The 21,744-nt window shown below is 63.5% G+C and carries 22 protein-coding genes; 15 read left to right on the forward strand and 7 right to left on the reverse strand.

Features of this window, described 5'->3' with window-relative positions; genetic code table 11:
* Nucleotides 1-27 precede the first annotated feature (27 nt).
* Both BMX94_RS08670 and BMX94_RS08675 read left to right on the forward strand, forming a co-directional pair.
* Nucleotides 28-1,233, forward strand: coding sequence for an MFS transporter (locus BMX94_RS08670; RefSeq protein ID WP_091005636.1), 1,206 nt, complete (start codon nucleotides 28-30; stop codon nucleotides 1,231-1,233).
* A 102-nt stretch (nucleotides 1,234-1,335) separates the two neighbouring features.
* Nucleotides 1,336-1,707, forward strand: a complete 372-nt coding sequence (locus BMX94_RS08675; RefSeq protein ID WP_091005638.1) for a VOC family protein — start codon at nucleotides 1,336-1,338, stop codon at nucleotides 1,705-1,707.
* Nucleotides 1,708-1,804: 97 nt separating this feature from the next.
* On the opposite strand, the gene BMX94_RS08680 is transcribed toward BMX94_RS08675, so the two are convergent.
* Nucleotides 1,805-2,593, reverse strand: coding sequence for a DeoR/GlpR family DNA-binding transcription regulator (locus BMX94_RS08680; protein WP_177171395.1), 789 nt, complete (start codon nucleotides 2,591-2,593; stop codon nucleotides 1,805-1,807).
* A gap of 282 nt (nucleotides 2,594-2,875) precedes the next feature.
* Between BMX94_RS08680 and BMX94_RS08685 the strand changes: the two genes are divergently transcribed.
* The 4 genes from BMX94_RS08685 to ulaA all read left to right on the forward strand — a co-directional run bounded on the left by BMX94_RS08685 (nucleotide 2,876) and on the right by ulaA (nucleotide 5,871).
* A complete protein-coding gene (locus BMX94_RS08685; RefSeq protein WP_091005642.1) occupies nucleotides 2,876-3,580 on the forward strand; it encodes a transaldolase in 705 nt (234 codons plus the stop codon).
* Between the two features lie 9 nt (nucleotides 3,581-3,589).
* Nucleotides 3,590-4,039, forward strand: coding sequence for a PTS sugar transporter subunit IIA (locus BMX94_RS08690; RefSeq protein WP_177171396.1), 450 nt, complete (start codon nucleotides 3,590-3,592; stop codon nucleotides 4,037-4,039).
* Nucleotides 4,040-4,138: 99 nt separating this feature from the next.
* Nucleotides 4,139-4,417 (forward strand): PTS sugar transporter subunit IIB, encoded by a 279-nt coding sequence (locus tag BMX94_RS08695; protein WP_032111222.1) that lies wholly within the window; start codon nucleotides 4,139-4,141, stop codon nucleotides 4,415-4,417.
* A 62-nt stretch (nucleotides 4,418-4,479) separates the two neighbouring features.
* A complete protein-coding gene (gene ulaA / locus BMX94_RS08700; RefSeq protein WP_091005646.1) occupies nucleotides 4,480-5,871 on the forward strand; it encodes a PTS ascorbate transporter subunit IIC in 1,392 nt (463 codons plus the stop codon).
* Between the two features lie 205 nt (nucleotides 5,872-6,076).
* Here the strand turns inward: ulaA and BMX94_RS08705 are convergent, their stop codons facing one another.
* Nucleotides 6,077-7,354: an SPFH domain-containing protein gene (locus BMX94_RS08705; protein WP_091005648.1), complete on the reverse strand. Its 1,278-nt coding sequence runs from the start codon at nucleotides 7,352-7,354 to the stop codon at nucleotides 6,077-6,079.
* Nucleotides 7,355-7,582: 228 nt separating this feature from the next.
* On the opposite strand from BMX94_RS08705, the gene BMX94_RS08710 reads away from it, so the two are divergent.
* The 6 genes from BMX94_RS08710 (at nucleotide 7,583) to BMX94_RS08735 (ending at nucleotide 13,270) form a co-directional block, all read left to right on the forward strand.
* Nucleotides 7,583-8,560 carry a hypothetical protein gene (locus BMX94_RS08710; protein ID WP_091005650.1) on the forward strand — a complete coding sequence of 326 codons (978 nt, stop codon included), beginning with the start codon at nucleotides 7,583-7,585 and terminating at the stop codon, nucleotides 8,558-8,560.
* A 267-nt stretch (nucleotides 8,561-8,827) separates the two neighbouring features.
* Entirely contained in the window at nucleotides 8,828-9,313 is a 486-nt protein-coding gene (locus BMX94_RS08715) for a hypothetical protein (RefSeq protein ID WP_091005653.1), read from the forward strand.
* On the forward strand, nucleotides 9,310-10,821 hold the full coding sequence (locus BMX94_RS08720; protein ID WP_091005655.1) for a sensor histidine kinase: 1,512 nt from the start codon (nucleotides 9,310-9,312) through the stop codon (nucleotides 10,819-10,821). The genes BMX94_RS08715 and BMX94_RS08720 overlap by 4 nt, the downstream gene beginning before the upstream one ends.
* Nucleotides 10,818-11,432, forward strand: coding sequence for a response regulator transcription factor (locus tag BMX94_RS08725; protein WP_091005657.1), 615 nt, complete (start codon nucleotides 10,818-10,820; stop codon nucleotides 11,430-11,432). Before BMX94_RS08720 ends, BMX94_RS08725 begins: the two co-directional genes overlap by 4 nt.
* 163 nt (nucleotides 11,433-11,595) lie before the next feature.
* Nucleotides 11,596-12,330 (forward strand): DUF4428 domain-containing protein, encoded by a 735-nt coding sequence (locus BMX94_RS08730; RefSeq protein WP_091005659.1) that lies wholly within the window; start codon nucleotides 11,596-11,598, stop codon nucleotides 12,328-12,330.
* 82 nt (nucleotides 12,331-12,412) lie between these two features.
* The gene (locus tag BMX94_RS08735; RefSeq protein WP_143052302.1) at nucleotides 12,413-13,270 is read left to right on the forward strand and encodes a hypothetical protein; all 858 of its coding nucleotides are present in this window, start codon (nucleotides 12,413-12,415) and stop codon (nucleotides 13,268-13,270) included.
* Between the two features lie 349 nt (nucleotides 13,271-13,619).
* Here BMX94_RS08735 and BMX94_RS08740 read toward each other — a convergent pair whose 3' ends face one another.
* Together BMX94_RS08740 and BMX94_RS08745 are read right to left on the reverse strand one after the other, a co-directional pair.
* Entirely contained in the window at nucleotides 13,620-14,324 is a 705-nt protein-coding gene (locus tag BMX94_RS08740) for a DNA alkylation repair protein (RefSeq protein WP_091005663.1), read from the reverse strand.
* Between the two features lie 18 nt (nucleotides 14,325-14,342).
* Nucleotides 14,343-14,588, reverse strand: a complete 246-nt coding sequence (locus BMX94_RS08745) for a hypothetical protein (RefSeq protein WP_091005665.1) — start codon at nucleotides 14,586-14,588, stop codon at nucleotides 14,343-14,345.
* Nucleotides 14,589-14,823: 235 nt separating this feature from the next.
* Between BMX94_RS08745 and BMX94_RS08750 the strand changes: the two genes are divergently transcribed.
* A complete protein-coding gene (locus BMX94_RS08750; RefSeq protein WP_091005666.1) occupies nucleotides 14,824-16,437 on the forward strand; it encodes a peptide chain release factor 3 in 1,614 nt (537 codons plus the stop codon).
* An 82-nt stretch (nucleotides 16,438-16,519) separates the two neighbouring features.
* Here the strand turns inward: BMX94_RS08750 and BMX94_RS08755 are convergent, their stop codons facing one another.
* Genes BMX94_RS08755 through BMX94_RS08765 form a run of 3 tightly spaced genes read right to left on the reverse strand, consistent with a single transcriptional unit; the run spans nucleotide 16,520 to nucleotide 19,826 of the window.
* Complete coding sequence (locus tag BMX94_RS08755; RefSeq protein ID WP_091005668.1) at nucleotides 16,520-17,707, reverse strand: ABC transporter permease; 1,188 nt, start codon at nucleotides 17,705-17,707, stop codon at nucleotides 16,520-16,522.
* Nucleotides 17,694-18,863, reverse strand: a complete 1,170-nt coding sequence (locus BMX94_RS08760; RefSeq protein ID WP_091005670.1) for an ABC transporter permease — start codon at nucleotides 18,861-18,863, stop codon at nucleotides 17,694-17,696. The genes BMX94_RS08755 and BMX94_RS08760 overlap by 14 nt, the downstream gene beginning before the upstream one ends.
* A 9-nt stretch (nucleotides 18,864-18,872) precedes the next feature.
* Nucleotides 18,873-19,826 carry an ABC transporter ATP-binding protein gene (locus BMX94_RS08765; protein ID WP_091005672.1) on the reverse strand — a complete coding sequence of 318 codons (954 nt, stop codon included), beginning with the start codon at nucleotides 19,824-19,826 and terminating at the stop codon, nucleotides 18,873-18,875.
* A gap of 165 nt (nucleotides 19,827-19,991) precedes the next feature.
* On the opposite strand from BMX94_RS08765, the gene BMX94_RS08770 reads away from it, so the two are divergent.
* Nucleotides 19,992-21,089, forward strand: a complete 1,098-nt coding sequence (locus BMX94_RS08770) for a sensor histidine kinase (protein WP_177171397.1) — start codon at nucleotides 19,992-19,994, stop codon at nucleotides 21,087-21,089.
* The gene (locus BMX94_RS08775; RefSeq protein ID WP_091005676.1) at nucleotides 21,086-21,712 is read left to right on the forward strand and encodes a response regulator; all 627 of its coding nucleotides are present in this window, start codon (nucleotides 21,086-21,088) and stop codon (nucleotides 21,710-21,712) included. Before BMX94_RS08770 ends, BMX94_RS08775 begins: the two co-directional genes overlap by 4 nt.
* Nucleotides 21,713-21,744 lie beyond the last annotated feature (32 nt).

A 21,744-nucleotide genomic window follows, 5' to 3' on the forward strand; every position in this document is an offset into this window, starting at 1 on the left:
TTCTCGACCCGTCTAGGAGGGATTTTTTTGTCAGAAGCAACAACTGCCGTCGCAAAGGGCAAGGGCGAGCTCAAGCTGTGGACGCGTGATTTGGTTCTCATCATCTTGGTGAACCTGTGCGTCTTTACCAACCACATCATGAGTCTCTCGACCTTTCCGTTCTACATCCAGAGCCTTGGCGGTACCGAGGCCGTGGCGGGCATCTGCGCGGCGGCCTTCTCGTTTGTGGCCGTGATTATCAGGCCGTTTGTGGGCTGGTGGCTCGACAATGGCGTTCGTAGGGCAGCGCTTGTTGCCGGCCTTGTCCTCATGGGCCTGGCGCCGCTGGGCTATGTGTTTGTCCCCGTGCTGTCCGTGGCTATTGCCATCCGCATGATGCATGGCGTTGGCCTGTCGTTCTCCAACTCGACCACCGCTACCGTGGCGTCCGACGTGATCTGCCGTCCGCGCTTTGCCGAGGGCATGGGCTACTTTGGCATGGCGACGGCGCTGGCCTCCGCCATTGCGCCGGCGCTGGGACTCTCGCTCATGGAGGGCTTTGGCTTCAACGTGCTCTACGCCGTGGCTGCCGTTATCGCCGGGCTGGGTCTTGTGCTGTTTGCCTTTGTGCGCGCGCCCAAGGTCGACGTTCCCAAGAAGAAGCTTGACCTGCGCACCATCATCAACCGTGACTCGCTGCCTGCCACGGTGACCATGCTCATCTTCATGTTCACCTTTGGCGCGCTCGAGAACTTCGTGGCGATCTTTGCCTCCGAGGCCTCGCTGCCCTCGGGCTCGATCTACTTTCTCGTGATGTCCGCGATGCTGCTTCTGGTGCGCATTACCCTGGGCAAGCTGGTTGACCAGCGCGGCGAGGCGTTCTTTGTCTACTCCTGCAACGCAGCGATGCTCGTGGCGTTCCTGCTTCTGGCATTTGTCCCCAACGTCATGACGTATATCCTCTCGGCCGTGCTTGCGGGCTACGCCTTTGGCGGACTCGAGCCGTCGCTGCAGTCGATGGCCGTGCACACCTCGACGGAGGAGACGCGCGGCTCCGCCAACTCGACGTTCCTCTGCGGGTACGACATTGGGTATGGCTTGGGCGGCGGCATCGCGGGCTCGCTCATCACAGGTCTGGGCTATTCGGCCATGTGGTCGATCGTGTCTCTCGCCTGCGTGCTGAGCGTGCTTGTCTACGTGGTGTGGGCTCGCCACTCCGACACGTCGTTCAGCAAGAGGCTCGCCAACCGATAGCGTACGTGCGCGGCGCCTGCCGCTGGTATCCTAGACCGAGCGCATGGCAGGTGGGCGGACGCGGGCCGGCGCTCGCGTCCGTGTTTTTCGAAGGAGGCAACCATGAAGGCAAAGTTCGTTCATCGCTGCACGCATGTGCTGGACAAGGAGAAGACCATTGCGTTTTACGAGAAGGCGCTTGGCTTTCACGTGGTGAGGGAAATGGGCCCCGAGGACGGCTCCTGGACCAACACGTTTATGGAGAACGACGCGTCGCCGTTCCAGCTGGAGCTCACGTGGAACCGCGGGCGCACTGAGCCCTACGCCAATGGCGGCGATGACACCCACATTGCGTTTGAGGTCGACGACTACGATGCCTTCCACCGTCTGCATGAGGAGATGGACTGCATCGTCTTCGAGAACCACGCGATGGGGCTCTACTTCATCGCCGACCCCGAGGGCCAGTGGATCGAGATTATCCCCGCGAAGGCGTAGTGAGACAAAGGGACAGTCCCTTTGTCTCATTTTCGAAGCGAGCCCTCCGGCGTCCGGCGCCGGAGGGCTCGCTTCTGCAAGCGGCGCGCTGCACTCGTTAGCTCGCGATCACTAGTTGCGGTGCGTGCTTGGAACGGTCAACTGACTTGACAAGGTAGCCTTCAGGGTCTTCGTCCGTGATGACATAGTCAAAGTCATCCATGGTTGAGAAGCGATAGAAACTTGTTCGCCCAAGCTTGCTCGAGTCAATCATCATGACGCTCTGGCGGGAGTTTGCGATATAGGCGCGCTTGATGGTCGTGCTGAAGTCGTGCTCGACCGTAAATCCGTGATCATGGTGGAAACCGTCGCAGCTCAAAAATGCTTTGTCGGCATAAAGCTTTGACATTGCGTCGAGTGTCATGGCACCGGCAAGATACAGGTGCTCTTTTCGTACCTTGCCTCCAAGGAGCATTACCTCTGCGCCAGGAAGATTGAAGCTCGCAAAGTGCGCAATCGAGAGATCTCCGGTGATGATGGTGATGCCCTTCTTGTCCTCGAGTTGACGCACAAACTGGTATGCAGTGGTTCCGATATCGGCAATGATGACGTCTCCATCTTCGACGAGTTCCGCTGCAGCACGGGCGATTCGATCCTTTGCTGCGACATTGAAGTTGATTCGCTCCTCCGGGTAGCTCATGAGCATGGTGCGAGCGAGAGAGACCGCGCCGCCGCGAACGCGTCGAACCTTCCCGGCGGATTCAAGGGCAATGAGGTCGTGACGTACCGTTACGTCTGATACCCCAAACCTCTTCTGCACGTCAGAGACCGCGATGCTGGGGTTGCTGTCAAGCCACTCGAGAATAAACGACTGTCGATCTGCGGGAGATGATTCCTCGGAGGACACCTGCTGCCATCCCTTTCGAAAACCGGCGTGCATGCTTGCGAAAAGCACTCTTCCGTTCATCTTAGAGTTCCGATAACGAAAGAAATACGAATTATTCGTCAGTTGTTGGGGATTGGCCGCTCGCGGTTGATAATCAGCCGCTCACAGAATCTCATAAGGTAAATCAACCACATAGTCTCCACGTGTGTACACTACCTCCATGTAAATGAAGTTCAGAACATAAGATATTAACTTATGAACATAAATCTGAACTTTATGAATCCTTTCGTGGAGGGCGGAGGAATGAGCATCAAGGTATTTGCAGACGGCGCCGACATCGAGGGCATGCTCGACATGTACCGTGAGGGGAATGTCCAGGGGTTCACGACCAACCCCTCACTCATGAAGAAGGGTGGGGTCACGGATTACCGTGCCTTCGCCAAGGAGGTTCTCTCCCAGATCAAGGATTTGCCCGTCTCGTTCGAGGTCTTTGCCGATGATTTCGAGGGCATGGAGGCCGAGGCACGTGAAATCGCAACGTGGGCTGAGAACGTCTACGTGAAGATTCCCGCGCTCAACACCAAGGGCGAGTCCACTAAGGATCTGGTGCGCAAGCTCTCGCATGACGGCATCAAGATCAATGTCACGACCCTCTTCACCAACGAGCAGATCGCCGACTTCATCGATGCCGTCTCGCCCGACGTGCCGTCAATCATCTCCATCTTTGCCGGGCGTATCGCCGACACTGGCGTCGACCCCCTGCCGGTAGTTGCGGATGCCGTGAAGCTTGCTGCTCCCAAGCCCCAGTGCGAGATTCTCTGGGCAAGTACGCGCGAGCTGCTTAACATCTTCCAGGCCGAGTCGGTAGGCTGCCAGATTATCACCGTGCAGAACTCTATCCTCGCCAAGCGCAAGAACGTGGGCAAGGACCTCTTCGAGTACTCGCTCGACACCGTGCGTGGCTTTAACAAGGATGCCCAGGCCCTGGGCTTCCACATCCTGCCGTAGGTGATGGTGATGCTTAAGGATCTCCTCACCCCTGCAGTGATTCGCTGCCACGTCCACGCCACGGACTGGCGCGACGCGGTTACCCAGGCGGGAGCGCTGCTCGAGGCCGCTGGGAAGTGCGACCACAGCTACACCGAGTCGATGATCGCCTCCATCGAGAAGTTCGGCCCGTACGTGGTGCTCGAGGAGGGCGTGGCAATGCCTCACGCCCAGTCCAACGGCAACGTCTCCGAGGAGGGCATCTGCATCCTCACACTTGACGAGCCCGTGAGGTTTGGCCACGACGAGTACGACCCGGTGAGCGTGCTTATTGGCATCTGTGCTCCCAACCCCCGCGAGCACCTCGATTGCCTGGCCGAGCTGGCGAAGATATTCGATGACGAGGACGCCATCCCGAAGCTTGCGGCGTGTGCGACGTCGGAAGACGTCATCACAACGATGGACTCGTTCTTCCAGTAGGGCTTGCCTCCGAGAAGGGCGGCCTCAAGAGGCCGCACCAACGGGAGATGTTTGGAACGACGCCCGCGCGACCGCGGGCTGAGGATGAAAGGAAGGAACATGCACATCATTACGGTTTGCGGCAACGGCATCGGCTCGAGCCTGATGCTCGCCGGCAAGGTGCAGGAGATTTGTGACGAGGAGGGTATTGCCGCCGACGTCGAGTCCATGGACCTGAACGGCGCCTCCTCCTCAAATCCGGACCTCTTCATCACGGTCAAGGAGCTTGCGCCCGAGCTCCACGGCAACATCGTGATTGTTCGCAGCTATGTGAACAAGAAGAAGATCCGCGAAGACGCCCTCGAGGCGATTAAGGCTGCTGCGGCGAAGGCCCAGTAGCAGTGACGTTGCGCCTGGGGACAGCAGCCAGGTGCGAGCAGTAACTATCGAAGGAGATGGATATGGACGCAGTTCTCGTCATACTCAAGTTCTTTGAGTCTATTCTCACCAAGCCGGCGTGGATTATGGGTCTGTTCTCGTTTGTGGGCCTCGTGGCACTCAAGCGTCCCGCCCACAAGATCATGACCGGCACCCTTAAGCCCATCCTCGGCTACCTCATGCTCTCTGCGGGTGCCGGACTCATTCAGACCAACCTCGCCCCTCTCGGCACCTTCATCGAGACCGGATTCCACATCCAGGGCGTCGTCCCCAACAACGAGGTCATCGTCTCCATGGCACAGACGGTTCTGGGCGTCCAGACCATGGTCATCCTGATCCTTGGCTACGTGGTCAACATCCTGATTGCCCGCTTCACCAAGTTTAAGTACATCTTCCTCACTGGTCACCACAGCCTCTTCATGGCCTGCCTGCTCTCCGCCGTGCTTCAGGCCTCTGGTTTCTCGGACGTTCCCCTGGTCATCACCGGTGGCCTGTTCCTCGGCCTCGTGAGCGCCATGCTTCCTGCCGTTGGCCAGCACTTCACCGAGAAGGTCACCGATGGCGACGAGATCGCTATGGGTCACTTTGGCTCCCTCGCGTACTACATCTCCGCTGCCGTGGGCAGCATCTTCAAGAAGGATGCTGAGGAGAACAGCACCGAGAAGATTGAGGTTCCCGAGAGCCTTGCCTTCCTGCGTGACACCACCATCTCCACCGGTCTGACCATGGCGTTCTTCTACCTGCTCACGGGTATTGTCGCCTGGGTTGCCGATCCTGCTGTGGTTGACGAGCTCGCCGGTGGCGATAACTTCATCGTCTACGCACTGACCTGCGCGCTCTCCTTCGCTGTTGGCGTCACCATCGTCTACAATGGCGTCCGCATGATTCTTGCCGACCTCGTGCCTGCCTTCCAGGGCATCTCGAACAAGCTCATCCCCGGCGCCATTCCCGCCGTCGACTGCGCCGTGTTCTTCCCGTATGCCCCCACCGCCGTTATTCTCGGCTTTGTTGCCTCCTTCATCGGCGGCGTGGTTGGCATGTTCATCGTGGGCGCTACCATGGGCGTCTTCATCATCCCCGGCATGGTTCCCCACTTCTTCTGCGGCGCAACTGCCGGCATCTTTGGCAACGCGACCGGTGGTCGCAAGGGTGCAGCGCTTGGCGCCTTCGTCAACGGCCTGCTTATCACCTTTGCCCCGGCCCTGCTGCTTCCCGTTCTGAGCGTCTTCGGTTTCCAGAACACCACCTTCGGTGACTTCGACTTTGGTGTGATTGGCATCACCCTTGGCCGCACCGCTGCCGCCTTCGGTCCTACCGGCGTCTACGTCATTCTCGCCATTCTGCTCGTTGTGGCTTTTGTCCCCAACTTCATCAAGACCAAGAGCCCGGTCATCAATCACACTCCCGAGGAGTAGCGAAGCAACTGGTTCGTCTACAGTTGGGCTCTTGCGCGGACTCGCTGATGCGGGTCCGCGTTTTTCTGGCGCCACAGGGCATGTTTTGGCAGCAAGCGCGCATGAGACAAAGGGACAGTCCCTTTGTCTCATTTTCGAAGTGAGCCCTCCGGCGTCAATCCGGCGCCGGAGGGCTCGTTGTTGCAAGTGGCACGCCGCGCGTCGCTTACGGGCGCGGGCTACCGCAGTTGCCGCAGAAGCGCCCGGTGTTCTGGGCGCCGCACGAGCAGGTCCACGGCCCGTCAGCCGGCTGGGGCCTGGGGCTTCCGCAGTTGCCGCAGAAGCGACCGGTGTTCTGGGCGCCGCACGAGCAAGTCCAGGTCTCCGAGCCGCCCGCCGTGCCCGCGCCACCCGCCGATGCCGCGCCCGCGGCGCCGCTCGGCGTACCCGACGACGGACCGCCTCCCGCGGCGCGGCCGCCGACACCCATACCATAGAGCCCTTGCATGTTCATGCCTCCGCCCATGGCGTTGGCCATCCCCATGCCCATGAACCCCATCGCCGCGCCGGCGCTGTTGGACGCCGCCATGCGCATGGCATCCGCCTGCGATGCCGCCAGGCTTGCCGCTGCCATCGTGGGATCGCGCATTACTGCGGCCTTCTGCAGCTCCTTGATCATTGCCTCGTCCTCGGGAGAGGCAACAATGGAGTTCACGCCAAACGCCGCCACCTCGATGCCGCGCATCTGCCCCCAGGACTCGGAGAGCTCCTCGTTGAGGGCCTGAGCCAGCTCCTTCGTGTGCGCGGGCACCGCCGAGTAGCGTACGCCCATGGCCGAGATGCGTGCAAACGCCGGCTGCAGCGCGGTGAGCAGTTCGCTTTTGAGCTGCGAGTCGATTTTGTCGCGCGTGTAGGGCTGCTCGACGTTGCCGGACACGTTCTTGTAGAACATGAGCGGGTCGACTATTCGGTAGGAGTACTCGCCGTTGCAGCGCACGGAGATGTCAACGTCCAGCCCGATGTTGTTGTCCACCACGCGGAAGGGCACCGGAGCGGCTGTCCCGTACTTGTTGCCCACAATCTCCTTGGCGTTGAAGAAGTAGACGCGCTGGTCCTTGCCCGTGTCACCGCCAAACGAGAAGCGTGTGCCCACGCGCTCGAACGACGCCCGTATCCTCTCGCCCAGTGAGCCGCCCTCGCCAAAGAGAAGGCTTGGCTCCATGGAGCTGTCGAACACAAACTCGCCGGGCTCGCCGCACGCCTCGACCACCGCGCCCTGCTCCACGATGATCATGTACTGACCCTCGTTCACGGCGATGATGGATCCGTTCGAGATGATGTTGTCCTCGCCGTGCGTGTTCGACGAGCGTCCCTGCGCTGAAACCCTCTTGCGTCCCTTGACCACGAGGGTATTCGCGTCAAGCGAGTCGCAGTAGAAGTATTCGCGCCAGGAGTCGGCGAGAACCCCGCCCACGGCACCCATTCCAGCTCTCAGAAGTCCCATGGTTCACGCTCCTTCGTCGTTATTTCCGTTGGGCACGGTCGCCCTCACCATCAGGGTGATTCGTGCGCCCTCCTGGTGGAATTACCGAACGTCCCTAAACGCCTGTCGAACGTTGGCCGCGCGACCCAAAGCACCGCGTGCGGCGTGACTAGAATGGGCGTGTGGGCCGCCGTTGGGGGAATGGGCGTATGGGTCGCCATTGGGGCGCGAGTGAGAGGGGACACCCGCGTGAGCAGGTCTGACGACACGTTTGCGCGAAAGGCCATCGCCGGCGCATGCGCCGGAGGGGCCCTCCTGTGCCTGGTCCTTCTCGCCATGCAGGCGTTTGGTAGCATACCCCCGCCCGAGCCGGGCAGCGCAAGGTTCTTGTACGGGTCTTTCTTCTGGCCGTCTGGCTCCTACAGCGTGGTGCCCTCCTCGACCTCAGGGCTCATGATCCTCATGGCCCCGGCAACGGCGGTCTGGGGATTCTCGGTTCATGTGAGGTGCTCGGATTCGCGCATTCGCCACTGCCTCAAGGGCGTTGCCCTGCTCGTGGGCCTGTGGATGCTCGACGTGATTATCAAATACCGTCACCCCATCAACAATCCCCAGCTCACAGCCTTTCTCTGGTATCTCTTTTACGTGCCCATGACGCTCATACCGCTGCTTTGCCTGCTGTGCGCCCTGCGCGCGTCGGCGCTCGACAACAAGCCGTGGGCTCCTCTCCTGCGACGAGCTGCCTGGGCGACAAGCATCGCGATCATTGCCCTGGTGCTCACCAACTCCTTCCACCTGCAGGTCTTCTCGTTTGACATCTCGAGGCCAGACTGGCAGGAGGTCTACGTCTACAACTGGGGCTACTGGTTTGCGGTTGCGGTCTATGTGGCGGAGTACCTGGGCTTCTTTGTCCTCCTCTTTGCCGCGTCGCGTCGGAGGCTGCACGGCGTCATCGCGCTTCTCGTCATGGCGGCTGTTCCCTTTGGCGCCTACGGCCTCATGTACGCCCTGCGCCACGAGTTTGCAATCAAGACCAACTTCTCCCTCAACTATTCCCTGGTAGTTGTGGTGCTCTTGGAGCTTGCGCTGGACTTTGGCCTTTTGCCCTCGTGCCCGCTTCCGTCCTCGACCTCGCGCTGCGGGTGGCGCGGTCAAGGACGCGCGACAGGGTCACGAGGTTTAGGACCTCGGCCATCCCGCACGCGCTCTTCAAGGTCTATGGGGTAAGCGGCGGGGCGGCGCTTCTTGCCGAGGACGTGGCGCTTCTGGACGAGCAGCGCCGCATGCTCACCGAGCGTCAGGACCGCCTGCGGAGAAGCAACGAGGTCCTTAGGCACGAGAGCGGCCTCCGCCGCGAGCTCTGGCGCCTCGAGAGCGAGGAGCGCCTGCTCCTGGGCATCGAGGGGTCCATCTCGGACAAGGTGGGACACATGCGCGAGCTTCTCGCCACGCTTCCAAGGGGGGGCGCCAAGCGACCGGGCGCGAAGGCGAGACATGCTCACCGAGGTCAAGCTCCTTGTGGCCTACTGCAAGCGAAAGGGCGCACTCGTCCTCTCCGAGAGGAGCAATCCCGAGTTCGACCGCGACCGTCTGCAGCTCGTCTTTAACGAGACGGCCTCTGACCTGCGCTCCATTGGCGTCGACTGCGCGGCGATGGTGAGCCTGGAGAGCGAGCTTCCGGCGCCCGTGGTGAGTGCGCTCTACGACTGCCTGTACGACGTGGCCTCCGTTGCGCTCTTTGCCACCGACCCCATCCTCATGCTCTTCGTGAGCGGGGACGAGAAGGGCGTGGAGATGCGGGCGGCGCTTGACGCGGCGCAGATGGACGCGGCGCGCCTGGAGGCCGCGGCGTCGAGCCTGCGAGAAGACCTTGCGGGCTCCCACGGCAGCCTCTCCCTCGAGCTGTCCCCAACCTCGCTCAACGCGGCTGTTCGCCTCAGCGTGGGCGGCGACGTGCGGGAGGAGGGTGGGGAGACGTGAGCCATCTCTTCTCGATGAGGGTCTCGACGCTCCTCGTGATCTGCGGGGTCTCCTACCTGCTTACCGCGGGCCAGACCATCCATGCGTGCTTTGCCTCGGTGCGGCAGGATGGCAGGCCGCACTGGCTCTGCGTCTGGTATGAGGCCATGCTCGCCGTTCACCTGCTGTTCGTCTGTACCGTGTCGAACTCGGTCATGGAGAACCAAGGAATCGTCCTCCTGTGGCTGCATCCTGTGCTCCTTCGGGTGGAACCCCTGCTCTGGGCAAACGTCCTCATCGCCACCCTGGGCGGCGTCTGCGCCTTTCGCCTGCGCCGTCCCTGGATGGCGGCCGAGTCGGTGCTTCTCGCCTGCTGCACGCCGCCGGTCATCGACGCCATGGGGGAGGGCTCCTCGCTGCTCCTGATCGTCGACGTCTCGTTCTTCGCGGCGCGCGTCCTTGCATCGCTGGCGCTCGACGTTCGCAACAGCAAGACCTCGGTCTCGCGCCTCTCGGTCATCGATGCGCTGGACGCCCTGCACGAGGGCGTGATGTGGGTAAGCGAGCGTGGCGAGGTTCTCTTCATGAACGACGCCATGCGTGGGAGCCTGACGCGCCTGGGGCTGTCGACGGACTTGGCGGACGCGCGCGGGCTGTGGGGGAGACTCGAGGGGCAGGCCCGCGAGGTCGCCGTCGACCAGCTGCTCGTTGACGTGGACAATGAGACGACCTGCCTCTTCGTGCGCGACAAGGCGGTGCTGCGCAGGACGCCCTGCGAGCGCGTGATGGCGTTCGACGTGACCGAGGAGGTGGCGATCAACGCGCGCCTGGAGAGCGTCAACCGGCTCCTGGAGGCGGCGAACGAGGAGCTGCGCGCGTCGATGATGCAGGTCCGCAAGGTGGCCGAGGCCGAGGCGATCATGCGCATGAAGGCGCGCGTGCACGACACCATCGGCTCGCGCCTCTCGATACTCCATCGCTTCCTCGAGGACGACCGCGACGACCCGGAGTCGCTCGAGCGCATAACCGGGCTTCTCAACGGCATCGTGGACGACCTTGCCGAGACGGACCTGCCTGCCGCGAGCGCTGGCCTGGAGTCCATCCGAAGCGCCTTCTCGCTTGTGGGCGTGGAGGTCCGCATTGTGGGCGAGCTTCCGGCGGACGAGGCGGTGGCCCGCGCGTTTGCCGAGATAGTCCTCGAGGCGGTGACCAACGCCGCAAAGCACGCCCAGGCGCGGCGCGTGGACGTGAGAATCTGCCGGGGTCCTGGCGACGCGGTGGCGCTGAGTGTGACCAACGACGGCTGTGTGCCAGAGGAAATTGTCGAGGGAACAGGCATCCCGGGGATGCGCCGGATTGCCGCAGGCGTGGGCGCCACGTTTGCCGTGAGGACGGGACCGCCCTTTGCCGTCGAGGTCGTGTTGCCGGCGAGTGAAGATGGCACGGTATCGGAGGCGTGGGCCGGCGCGCTCGGCTCAGAGGACCAGGCATTCACCTCAGAAACCCAGGATGAGAGGGGGCGCGCATGATTCGCATCGTGCTTGTAGAGGACCAGGCGATGCTTCGGGACTCACTTGCCTGCACCATCAACGCGCAGCAGGACATGGAGGTTGTGGCGTCTCTCGCCAATGCCGCGGATGCCCTGGAGGCAACGCGACGCACCGGCGCTACCTGCGCGCTTCTCGACGTGTGCACCGAGAACGATTCGAGTGGCATCGTGTCGGCGCGCCTCATCAAGGAGGAATTGCCTGACGTTCGGGTGGTTGTGATGACGGGGCTTCCCGAGATTACGTTTGTCGAGCGGGCCCGCGAGGCGGGCGTGGACAGCTTCGTCTACAAGAACGTTGGGACGGGCGAACTTCTCGGCATCATCCGCTCGACCATGGAGGGCTACTCCACGTTCCCGCTCTCCAAGCAGCGAATCATCCCCGACGGCGTGGAGCTTACCCCGGTGGAGATAGACATCCTGCGTCTGGTGTGCGAGTCCAAGACGAGAAAGGAGATAGCCGCGGAACTCTACCTCAGCGAGGGAACGGTCAAGCGGCATATCTCGGAGATTCTCGCAAAGACCGGCTACGACAACATCCTGCGCCTAGTGGTGCACGCCGTCTCCAACGGCCTCATCGTCCCCGGGATGTGAGACAAAGGGACAGTCCCTTTGTCTCATTTTGGACGTCGCATCATGCCCCGTGGCCTTGGATGGGCCGCGGGGCACTTCTGTGCGCGAAGGGCTCGCGAAACAATCTGTGGTGACGAGTGTTGGGGACGCAGGCAATCGTGAGAGATGGAAAGGAGAGGCGACCATGGGACTGTTCGGAAAGATGTTCGAGAAGAAGACCTGCAGCATCTGCGGCGGTGAGATTGGGCTTCTCGGCAACCGCAAGCTCGAGGACGGCAACCTCTGCAAGGAGTGTGCCAAGAAGCTCTCGCCGTTCTTCAGTGACAGGCGAAGTTCAACGGTCGACCAGATTCGCGAGCAGCTCGACTGGCGCGAGGCCAACAAGGCACGCGTGGACGCCTTCAACGTCACGCGCACGCTGGGCTGCGACACCAAGGTGCTCCTGGATGAGGACGCCGGGAGATTCCTGGTGACCTCGGTCTCGCGCTGGCGTGACGCCAACCCGGACGTGTTGGACTTTTCGCAGGTCACGGGCTGCGACACCGAGACACGCGAGAGTCGCACCGAGCTTTACTGGAAGGACAAGGACGGCGAGCGGCACAGCTACGAACCGCCTCGCTACGACATCGACTACGACGTCTACGTGACCATTCACGTGAACGTTCCCTACTACGACTCGATCACGTTCAAGGTGAACGACTACCGGATTGAGGAGCGCAACTCGGTGGAGTTCCGCGAGGCCGAGCGGCAGGCGGGCGAGATTCGCGATGCCCTCACGCAGCTGCGCGAGAGCGAGCGCGAGAAGGTCGCCGCCGCCTCAACGCCAAAGACGGCGCGTACGTGCCCGTTCTGCGGTGCAACGACCATTCCGGATGCCAACGGGCGCTGTGAGTACTGCGGCGGAGCCATGGGCGCATAGCGGTTGCTTGGGTGGCGGTATGAGTGCGGTGCCATTGGAGAGCAGAAGGGAAGTGGTGAGAGTGAGTATCGGAAAGAAATGGGTGGCAATGCTGGCGTCGGTGTTTGCGCTGTGTCTTGTGCTGGCGGGGTGTGGCGGAGACGCGGCAAAGAACTATGTTGGCGACTGGAAGCTTACGGGCATGGAGGAAAACGGCGAGGCAACTAGCGCCGAGGACCTCAAGCTCATGGAAGACATGGGCCTGGCCATCACACTGAGCGTCAAGGAGGATAAGTCCTTCTCGCTCAACGTCATGGGCGAGGAGATGTCTGGTACGTGGGAGGCGAAGAGCGCTTCCGAGGCCACGTTCACCGTCGAGGGGCAGAGCGTTCCTGCCACGCTTGCCAATGGCGTCCTGACCCTGGAACAGGACGGTACTAAGATGATGTTCGAGAAGGGAACGGTGTCCACAAGCGGCTCGAGCGGAGCGGCGTCTAGCGGTACCGATACGGCTACGGGAACGGCGGGGACCGGGACCGATGCCGGTACCGCTACCGGGACCGCAACGGGAACGGACGCTGGGACAACGTCGACTGACACTGGCGAAGAGACCGTAACTCCCATCGGTCAGACCATCGCCGATGATGACATCTGCTCCATCGAGGTCGTTGACAAGAAGGCCGACTGGGCCGGTGACCCCGGTTACACGCTCAAGATCACGAACAAGTCCGACAAGTCCGTCACCGCCATCGCCCAGTACGGAACGTTCTCGGTTGACGGCAAGATGGTGGATCCCGCGCTGGTAGAAACAATTCAGCCCGGGAAGTACGCCGAGTGCTTCATGTGGTTTAGCGACAATGACGTTGCGAGCCTTGACCAGCTGGTGAACGTCGAGGGCGTCATCGAGGTCTACGATGACGATACGTACGACACGCTGGGCGAGTATCCGTTTGCCTTCTAGTGTGCGTTCGCCGCGTGCTTGCGTTGGGGGCTGGCCCCGGGTCCGTGCGGCCCGGGGCTGTTTGCTGGCGCCAGAGGTGCGGTGTTCGCGGCTAGTGCGTAGAAAAGTGACCCTACGGCGTCGCTCCTTCGCAAATTTTGAACACGAGGCCCCGCCGGAAGCCCGGGAAAGCCTACGGGGAGCCGGGTTCATCCACTGGAAAATGGCAGGGAGGGCCAGACCCATCTCTGGCAAGAGTCGGAGAATATCGCTATCTCTGAAACGGCTGCAGCGTTTTCCCAGTTGAGGTGTGCCAGTATTAAGAGAGAGCGATATTCTCTGCGGTTCGCAGGCGGCGCAGATACCGCACCTACCTCCGCAGGCGGCGCAGCGCATCCTTGGTCTCTGCGGGCACGCGCAGGCTCTCGATTCCCTTGCGGATGGCCATGCGCCGAAGCTGCGGGTCAAGCTCGGACGACGCAATGGCCTCCAGGGCGTCCTCCTCATGGGGAACGAGCGCCTCCGCCAGGTACCAGGCGATCATCATGCGCACGTAGTACTCGCCGTTGTCCGCGGCCACGGCCAGGCGCAGCTGCGAGGGGTGAAAACCCTCGCCGAGAAGGTCGCGCATGAGGATCGATACGCCAAAGCGCCTGGTGAAGGTGTGTCCCGAGCCCATCCAACGCTGGGCGAGAGGCAACAGCACCTCTTGCTGTTGCCCGCCCAGGGCCTTTTCGTTGTGGAACGCGCGCGGGTTAAGCGCGTCGCACACGCACCAGTTGTCCACAAAGGGGAGTAGTGCGTCCAACAGGCGCACCGCGTCGGCGACCTCGCTCGTCTCGTTAAGCACGAAGGCGTGCACCAGGTACTCCTCGTACCAGCGGTGGGGCAGCTCGGCGAGAAACGCGTCACGGTCGCCCGAGCGAGAGACCTCCCGCGCAAGACGGCGTAGCTTGGGCACCCGGACGCCCAGCATGGTGGCAGGGTCCGCCGTTGCAACTACTCGGGCGTTGAACTCCCGGTACTGTCCGTCCTTGTCGGCTAGCTCGCGCAGCCTGTCCTCGACCCACTGCATGGGAACCGCCTCTCTGCCCTACATGACGCAGCTGGTGCCACGCTCTCCGCGGTCCGCGTCGCCAAGCACGTAAGTTGTGCTCGCACGGGTCATGTTGAGCTCCGCCAGCTCAAGCTCGCCGTCAATGTAGGGCTGGTAGAACTTGTCGATGCCACAGGTGTCCAGCGAGCAATCGCCGCAGTCATCGCCCCAGGCAAGTGCCTCTGCTACGATCTGGATGCGCTCCTCGCGCGTTGTGTCCGCAATTCTCGTACTTCTTGTCATGCGTGCCTCCTTGGCTTTTGCCCCAGTATGGCACGGCGGGTGCGCAGGAGGCTCGGTGAGAGAGTTGCGGTTGGCTCCCCTTTGCTTCTCTCGTATTCGAAATAACGGAGATGGACGTCGATTCGCTTGCGTGAACGAGCTCGTCCGTCTCGGCATTTTGTGCAATGCGGCGCACGTGGCCCGGCGTTAGCTACAATACGCGAGGTCAGTTGCATAGAAACAAGATGGGAAGCACATGCCAAGCATTGCGGAACAGGTGGCCTCGCGGCGCACCTTTGCCATAATCTCGCACCCGGACGCCGGCAAGACGACGCTCACCGAGAAGCTCCTGCTCTACACCGGCAGCATCCAGACCGCCGGCTCGGTCAAGGGTAAGGCCAGCGCGCGCCACGCGGTTTCGGACTGGATGGACATCGAGAAGGAGCGCGGCATCTCCGTTACCTCCTCGGTCCTGCAGTTCACCTACAACGGCTCTTGCGTGAACATCCTCGACACCCCCGGCCACCAGGACTTCTCCGAGGACACCTACCGCACGCTCATGGCTGCCGACGCGGCGGTCATGGTCATCGACGGCGCGAAGGGCGTCGAGGCCCAGACCATCAAGCTCTTCAAGGTCTGCACCCTGCGCCACATCCCCATCTTCACCTTCGTGAACAAGCTCGACCACGACACGCGTGACCCCTTCGACCTCATGGAGGAGATCGAGGACGTGCTGGGGATCGGCACCTATCCCATGACCTGGCCCATTGGCTCGGGGCGCAACTTCAAGGGCGTCTTCGACCGCAACTCTCGCCGTGTGATTGCCTTCGAGGGAGACGGCCACGCAAACGCCACCAAGAAGGTGGGCGAGATCGAGGCCGAGCTGGGCGACCCCGCGCTGGACGAGCTTATCGGCGAGGAGAACCACAAGAACCTGATGGACGACATCGAGCTGCTCGATGGCGCGGACAACGAGTTTGACCTCAATGCCGTTCGCCACGGCCGCCTGACGCCGGTGTTCTTTGGCTCGGCCCTCACCAACTTTGGCGTGGAGCCCTTCCTCAAGGACTTCCTGCGCCTGGCTCCGCCGCCGCTCTCCTACACCGATACGTTGAGCGGCGAGGCCGTGGACCCCTCGCGCGACGAGTTCTCGGGCTTTGTCTTCAAGATCCAGGCCAACATGGACCGCCGCCACCGCGACCGCATCGCCTTCGTGCGCATCTGCTCGGGGAAGTTCGAGCGCGGCATGGACGCCTACCACATGCAAGGTGACCGCACCATCAAGCTTGCAACCGGTACGGCGATGATGGCAGACGACCGCGCCACTGTGGACGAGGCGTACGCCGGCGACATCGTGGGCCTCTTCGACCCGGGCCTCTTCTCGATTGGCGACACCATCTGCGCGCCGGGCATGCGCGTGCAGTACCCGCCCATCCCCACCTTTGCGCCGGAGCACTTCGCCCGCATCACGCAGGTGGACACCCTCAAGCGCAAGCAGTTCGTGAAGGGCATGGAGGAGCTGGCGCAGGAGGGCGCGATCCAGATCTTCCGCGAGCTTGGGACGGGCCTCGAGAGCGTTATTGTGGGCGCCGTTGGCGTGCTGCAGTTCGAGGTGCTGGAGCAGCGCCTCAAGAGCGAGTACCACGTCGAGGTGAGCAGGACGTCGCTGCCGTACTCGATTATCCGCTGGATCCAGAACTCGCCCGAGGAGCTGGACGTGCGTAAGCTCAAGCTCACGCGCGAGACCTGCCGCGTGGAGGACATGCGCGGCGGCCGGCTGCTGCTGTTCACGAGCGACTGGAACCTGGACTGGGCCATCGAGCACAACCCCGACCTGCGCCTCTCGGAGTTTGGCAACGTCACCTTCTAGCTCGCGGGATTTTCTTCCCCGGCAATGGGATCCCGTTGCCGGGGAATGGAATCCCATTGCCGGGGAACTTAATCCCGCGGGGCTAGGCCACCTGGGCGCGGGCGCGGCTGCGACCCAGCACCAACCCCACGAGCACCGCCGCCACGCCAAAGAGCGCACACACGCCTAGGTTGCCCACGAGCGGCATCACGGTCGCGCCGCTCACCTCGCCCATGCCTGCCGCGCCGTCAATCACCAGCGTCGCCCAGTACGCCGGCGTGAAGTGCGCCACGGCGAGAAGCTCGTCGGGCAGCAGCGAGAGCCCCGTCCACGCCCCGCCGAGAAACGACATCACCATGCCAAGGATGTTCGCAAGCGCGTTGGCGGCGTTCTCGCTCACGCCAAGCTGCCCGGCGAGAAAGCCCACGCTTGCGGACACCAGCGCATAGACGAGAAGCGCTGCCCCCACAAGCGCCACCTGCACGGGCGAGCTCCCCAGAGCAGAACCGCCAAACACCACAACCTCAAGGCCAAAGTTCCACACCCAGGCGATAAGCGCAATCGTGACGCAGGCGCCGAGAAGCGCCAGGTTGCGCGCATGGGCGGGCTCGGGCGAGGCCAGCCTGCGGTCACGCACGGGCTGGCGCCCCACAGAGGACATGAGCACCGCGATGCAGACCATCGCGCTCGAGAAGATGGGGTACGAGGCGAACTCTGCGGCCGTGACGATGCTCGCCGGCAGCGGTGCCGCGGCCTGCTCGATCATGCTCACCCGCGTGGAGCCCTCCCACGACGCGTCCGTGGCGGCAACCACGTCCGCCTCGCTGCCGCCCAGCGTTGCCGCCATGCCATAGAGCCCGTCGGCGTAGCCGGTGGCCTCCACGTCCACAAGCCTGCCGGCGCCCGAGTAGTACGAGACGTACGTCTCGAGATTGGGCGCCTGCGTGCCCCGTCGTGCCGCGTCGAGCAGTCCCTCTCCCCAGCCCTCGGGAATAACGAGCAGGTAGCTCACCTGGTCGCGGGCAACGGCATCCTGGATGGCGCGCTTCTCGTCCGCAACGTCCACCTGGTTGTTGCCCGCAAGCACGTGGCTCGCCAGCGCAGCCGAGAGCTCGGACCCGTCGCGGTCAATGACGGCCACGTTCACGGAGGTCGGCTGGAACTCGCCTGTGGCTGCCTGGCTCGTGGAGAGCCCAATTATCACGCCCACGAGCGAAAGCATGACCAGGTAGATGGCTATGTAGACCCGGTGGGAGAGGAAGATCTTGAGGTAGGTCCTAAAGGTGGTCATACGAGGTCCTCCTCATGCGCAAGGACGCGAGGGCGAGAAACACGAGCGCCATCATCAGCAGGGCGGCGAAGCTCTCGAGAAAGGCGCCGGGCGTGTCGTAGTAGAGCAGCGCGTAGAAGCAGTTGGTTGTCTGCCAGAGGGGGTTTACGTGCGCAAGTGCCGGCGCTGTGGCCTCGATGGAGTCTGCAAGCTGCTGCGAGGCAGTGCCGTAGAGGCCCGTGAAGAGCGAGAGCAGGCAGGTAATGCCGGATATCATCCCCGTCTCCATGCGAGGGGCGGTCCCGCAGAGAGCGCCGGCCGCGCACGCCATGAGCGACGACGCCGCAAGCGCGCCAACCACACCCGGAACGTTTTCGCCAAAGGGAACGTCCGCGACGCCCCACATGAAGAGGGTCGCTGCAATCAGGCACGCAAGCTGGCAAAGCCACGCGCCGAGAAGCGCTCCCACGAGCATGCGCCAGCGATGCACGGCGGCGAGTGTCTGCCGGGCGCCCAGCGGTCCCGCGGTGGGCAGAAGCCGACGCACCGACTCCATTGCGGCGGTGGCTCCCATGCCGGTAGCCATGGCGAGAAGCGCGTAGTAGTAGCGCGCGTCGGCGCTGGGCGGGTTCTTGGTTGCGGAGAGTCGCACCGTCTGGACGGCGTTGCCGGTAAAGGCGCTTAGGGCGTCGCCGGTGGCGAGAAGCTCAGGCCGCGTGACCGCGACCTTCTCGATGGCGTTTCGCGCGTGCAAGTAGAAGTCGAGAACCTCGACAAGAAACGAGGTGGGGAGGCTGCCGTTCTCGGCGATGCCCGCGTGGGTAACGTTGAGCTGCGGCGTGCCCTCGCCGTCCACCGTGAGATAGGCGTCAACCTCGCCCGCGTCTGCCGCGGCCTTCGCCTCTGCGGAGCTCTCGTAGTAGGTGACGTCGCATATGCGCTGGTCGGATGAGGCGTCCGAGATTGCCTGGATTGTCTCGTCCAGCCCAAGGGCGGCCGTGTAGTTCTCGTCACGCACCACGCCCAGCGTGGAGCCCACGGCTGTGTAAGCGTCTTCGATCCCCGAGAACATACCCATGAAGATGCAGGTCATGATGATGGGGAAGGCCAGCACCCACACAAGGAGGGCCTTGTCGCGCACGAGCGAGAGCACACTGTTCCTTAGGCTTGCGAGCATGGTTGCCCCCTAGGCCTCGTCGCGCAGGGCGCGGCCAGTGATCTCGAGGAAGACGTCGTTCAGCGTGGGCGGCTCGGAGAGCACGCGCCCGTACGAGACGCCCGCCCCCGAGAGCACGCCCAGAACGTCCGCCAGGTTGTGCGCGCCCGAGGTGCACTGCACGTGCAGCACGCTGGCGTCCATCTCGGCCGCGCGCACGTGGGGAAGCGACCGCACGTGCTCGAGCGTGGCATCGTCCATCTCGTCCACCTCCACCGAGATTTTCTCGCCCGTGCCTACCATGCCCTTGAGCTCGTCGGCGGTGCCACTTGCCACGCTGCGCCCGTGATCCATGATCATGATGCGCGAGCAGAGCCGCTCGACCTCCTCCATGTAGTGCGAGGTGTAGATGACGGTGGCGCCCCCGGCGTTGAGGCGCTCGATGCCCGAGAGGATCGACTCGCGGCTCTGCGGGTCCACGGCTACGGTGGGCTCGTCCATGATGATGAGCTCGGGCCGGTGCGCGATGCCGCAGGCGATGTTGAGGCGCCGAAGCAGGCCGCCGGAGAGCTTCTTGGGGCGAAAGCCCTCGAACTTCTGGAGCCCCACGAACTCGATGGCCTCGTCCACCAGCTCGCGGCGGCGCGCGCGGTCGCTCACGTAGAGTGCGCAGAAGCTGTCCACGTTCTCGCGCACGGTGAGCTCGTCAAAGACGGCGACCTCCTGCGGCACCACGCCGATGCGGCGCTTGAGCTGGTAGCTGTTGGGACGCATGGGCTGGCCAAAGAGCTCTATCTCGCCATGGTCGTACGAGAGGAGCTGCAGGATGCAGTTGATGGTAGTGGTCTTGCCCGAGCCATTGGGGCCGAGAAGCCCAAAGACCTCGCCCGGGGCGATGTCCAACGACAGGTGGTCCACGGCCACTAGCTCCCCGTAGCGCTTGACCAGGTTGCGGATACGAACGACGGCCTCGCTCGACGCCATGGTGGCTCCTCTCGTCTGCCCTGGGAATAGTGTTGCGCTGTTGTTGCTGCGCGGGAAGTGAGGGGTGTCACCGCTTGCGCAGGTGAGGGGTGACAAATGTCATGGGTTTAGCCGATGAGCGACGCGCAGCGCGGGGACGCTTACGGCGTTCGTATAATTGCGGCCATGGAAAGAATTGCCGACAAGTGTGTGGCGCTTCTCGCCTGTCTGGCCCTTGTGGCGCTGACGGGCGAGGTGGACGTCGTGTGCGTGGTGGCGCTGCTCGTTGCCGTGGGCGCGAGCGCTGGCTTCGAGCTTGCCCGCGGGCGGCGGCCGGTTGCCGCCGAGGCCGTGTGCTGTGCGGCGTGCGTGGCTGCCGCGCTGGTGCCGGGGGCTTGGGCGGCGCTGCCGCTCACGTGCTACGACCTGCCCCGCATTCGCGCGCGGTGGGTGTTGGCGTTGGCGCCGTGCTGCGTCGTGTGGACGTGGCTGGCGGGGCTGGCCGGGGGGACGGCGGCGGTTCTTCTCGCCCTGGTGGCCTGCTCGCTGGCGCTTTCTCTGCGCTGCGGACGTGCCGTTGGGCTTGAGCGCCAGCTCCACGGCCTGCAGGACGACCTCCAGGATAAGGTCATTGACCTGCGCGAGAAGAACCGCGAGCTCGAGGACGCGCGCGAGTACGAGTCACACGCCGCCGCGCTGGCAGAGCGCACGCGCATTGCTCGCGAGATTCACGACTCCGTGGGCCACCAGCTCACGCGGCTGGTGCTCGAGGTTGAGGCGCTCAAGGTGGTGCACCGCGCGGATCCCGATGTCGTGGCGGAGCTGGGCGAGCTTTCTGACGGGCTGGGCGAGGCGCTCACCTCCATGCGCGCAAGCGTCCACGCGCTGGAGGACTCGGCCGTCGATGTGGGCGTTGAGCTCAACCGGCTGGCCGGCCAGAGCGGCATCGCTCGCGTAGACGTGGCCTGCAACTTTGAGGCTGCGCCACCCGCCGAGGTGAGCCGCTGCCTGGTTTCCGTTACGCGCGAGGCGCTTACGAACGCGGCCCGCCACGCGCGTGCCGCGCACGCGACGGTACGGGCGGCGGAGCTTCCCGGCATCTGGCAGCTGCGCGTCGAGAACGACGGCGACGTGCCGGCGGACGCGGCTGGCCTCGAGGGGCGCGGCATGGGGCTGCGCGGCATGCGCGAGCGGGTTGAGGGGCTTGGCGGCACGCTGCTGGTGAGCTCGGACGGGCGGCGCTTCTCGGTGTTCGCGTCGATTCCCAGGAAGGGGCAGGCATGAGGGTCATCGTGGTGGACGACGACGCTATTGTGGTGCGCTCGCTGGCGACTATTCTCGGTGCGGAGCCAGATGTCGAGGTGGTTGGAACGGGAACGAGCGGCGAGGATGCCGTCTCGCTTTTCTCGTCCTGCTCGCCCGACGTGGTGCTTATGGACATCCAGATGCCGGGGGGAGACGGGCTGAGCGCTGCCGAGAAGATCCTGGCCGCCGATCCCGCCGCGCGCGTGGTCTTTCTCACCACGTTCTCTGACGACGACTACATTGTGCGGGCACTGCGTCTTGGGGCACGCGGTTACCTCATCAAGCAGGACGTGGCCACCATCGCGCCGGCGCTGAGGTCGGTGATGGCGGGGCAGAGCGTGCTTGAGGGCGAGGTGCTGGCAAGGGCCGCGGAGCTCTCTGCCAGCGCGCAGCGGCCGCGGGAGGGGGAGCCCCAGATGCGTGGGCTCACCGAGCGCGAGCGAGAGGTGGTGCGCGCCATTGCGGACGGGATGAGCAACGCGGAGGTTGCGGAGGCGCTCTACATGAGCGAGGGGACGGTGCGCAACCACATCTCGTCGATCCTCGCGAAGCTGGGGCTGCGCAACCGCACGCAGATTGCGGTGTACTACTACCGGGGCTAGGGCGCCCCGCCGCGGGATTGAACTCCCCGGCA

The sequence above is a fragment of the Olsenella sp. KH3B4 genome (genome assembly GCA_900111695.1).
Lineage (GTDB): Bacteria > Actinomycetota > Coriobacteriia > Coriobacteriales > Atopobiaceae > Tractidigestivibacter.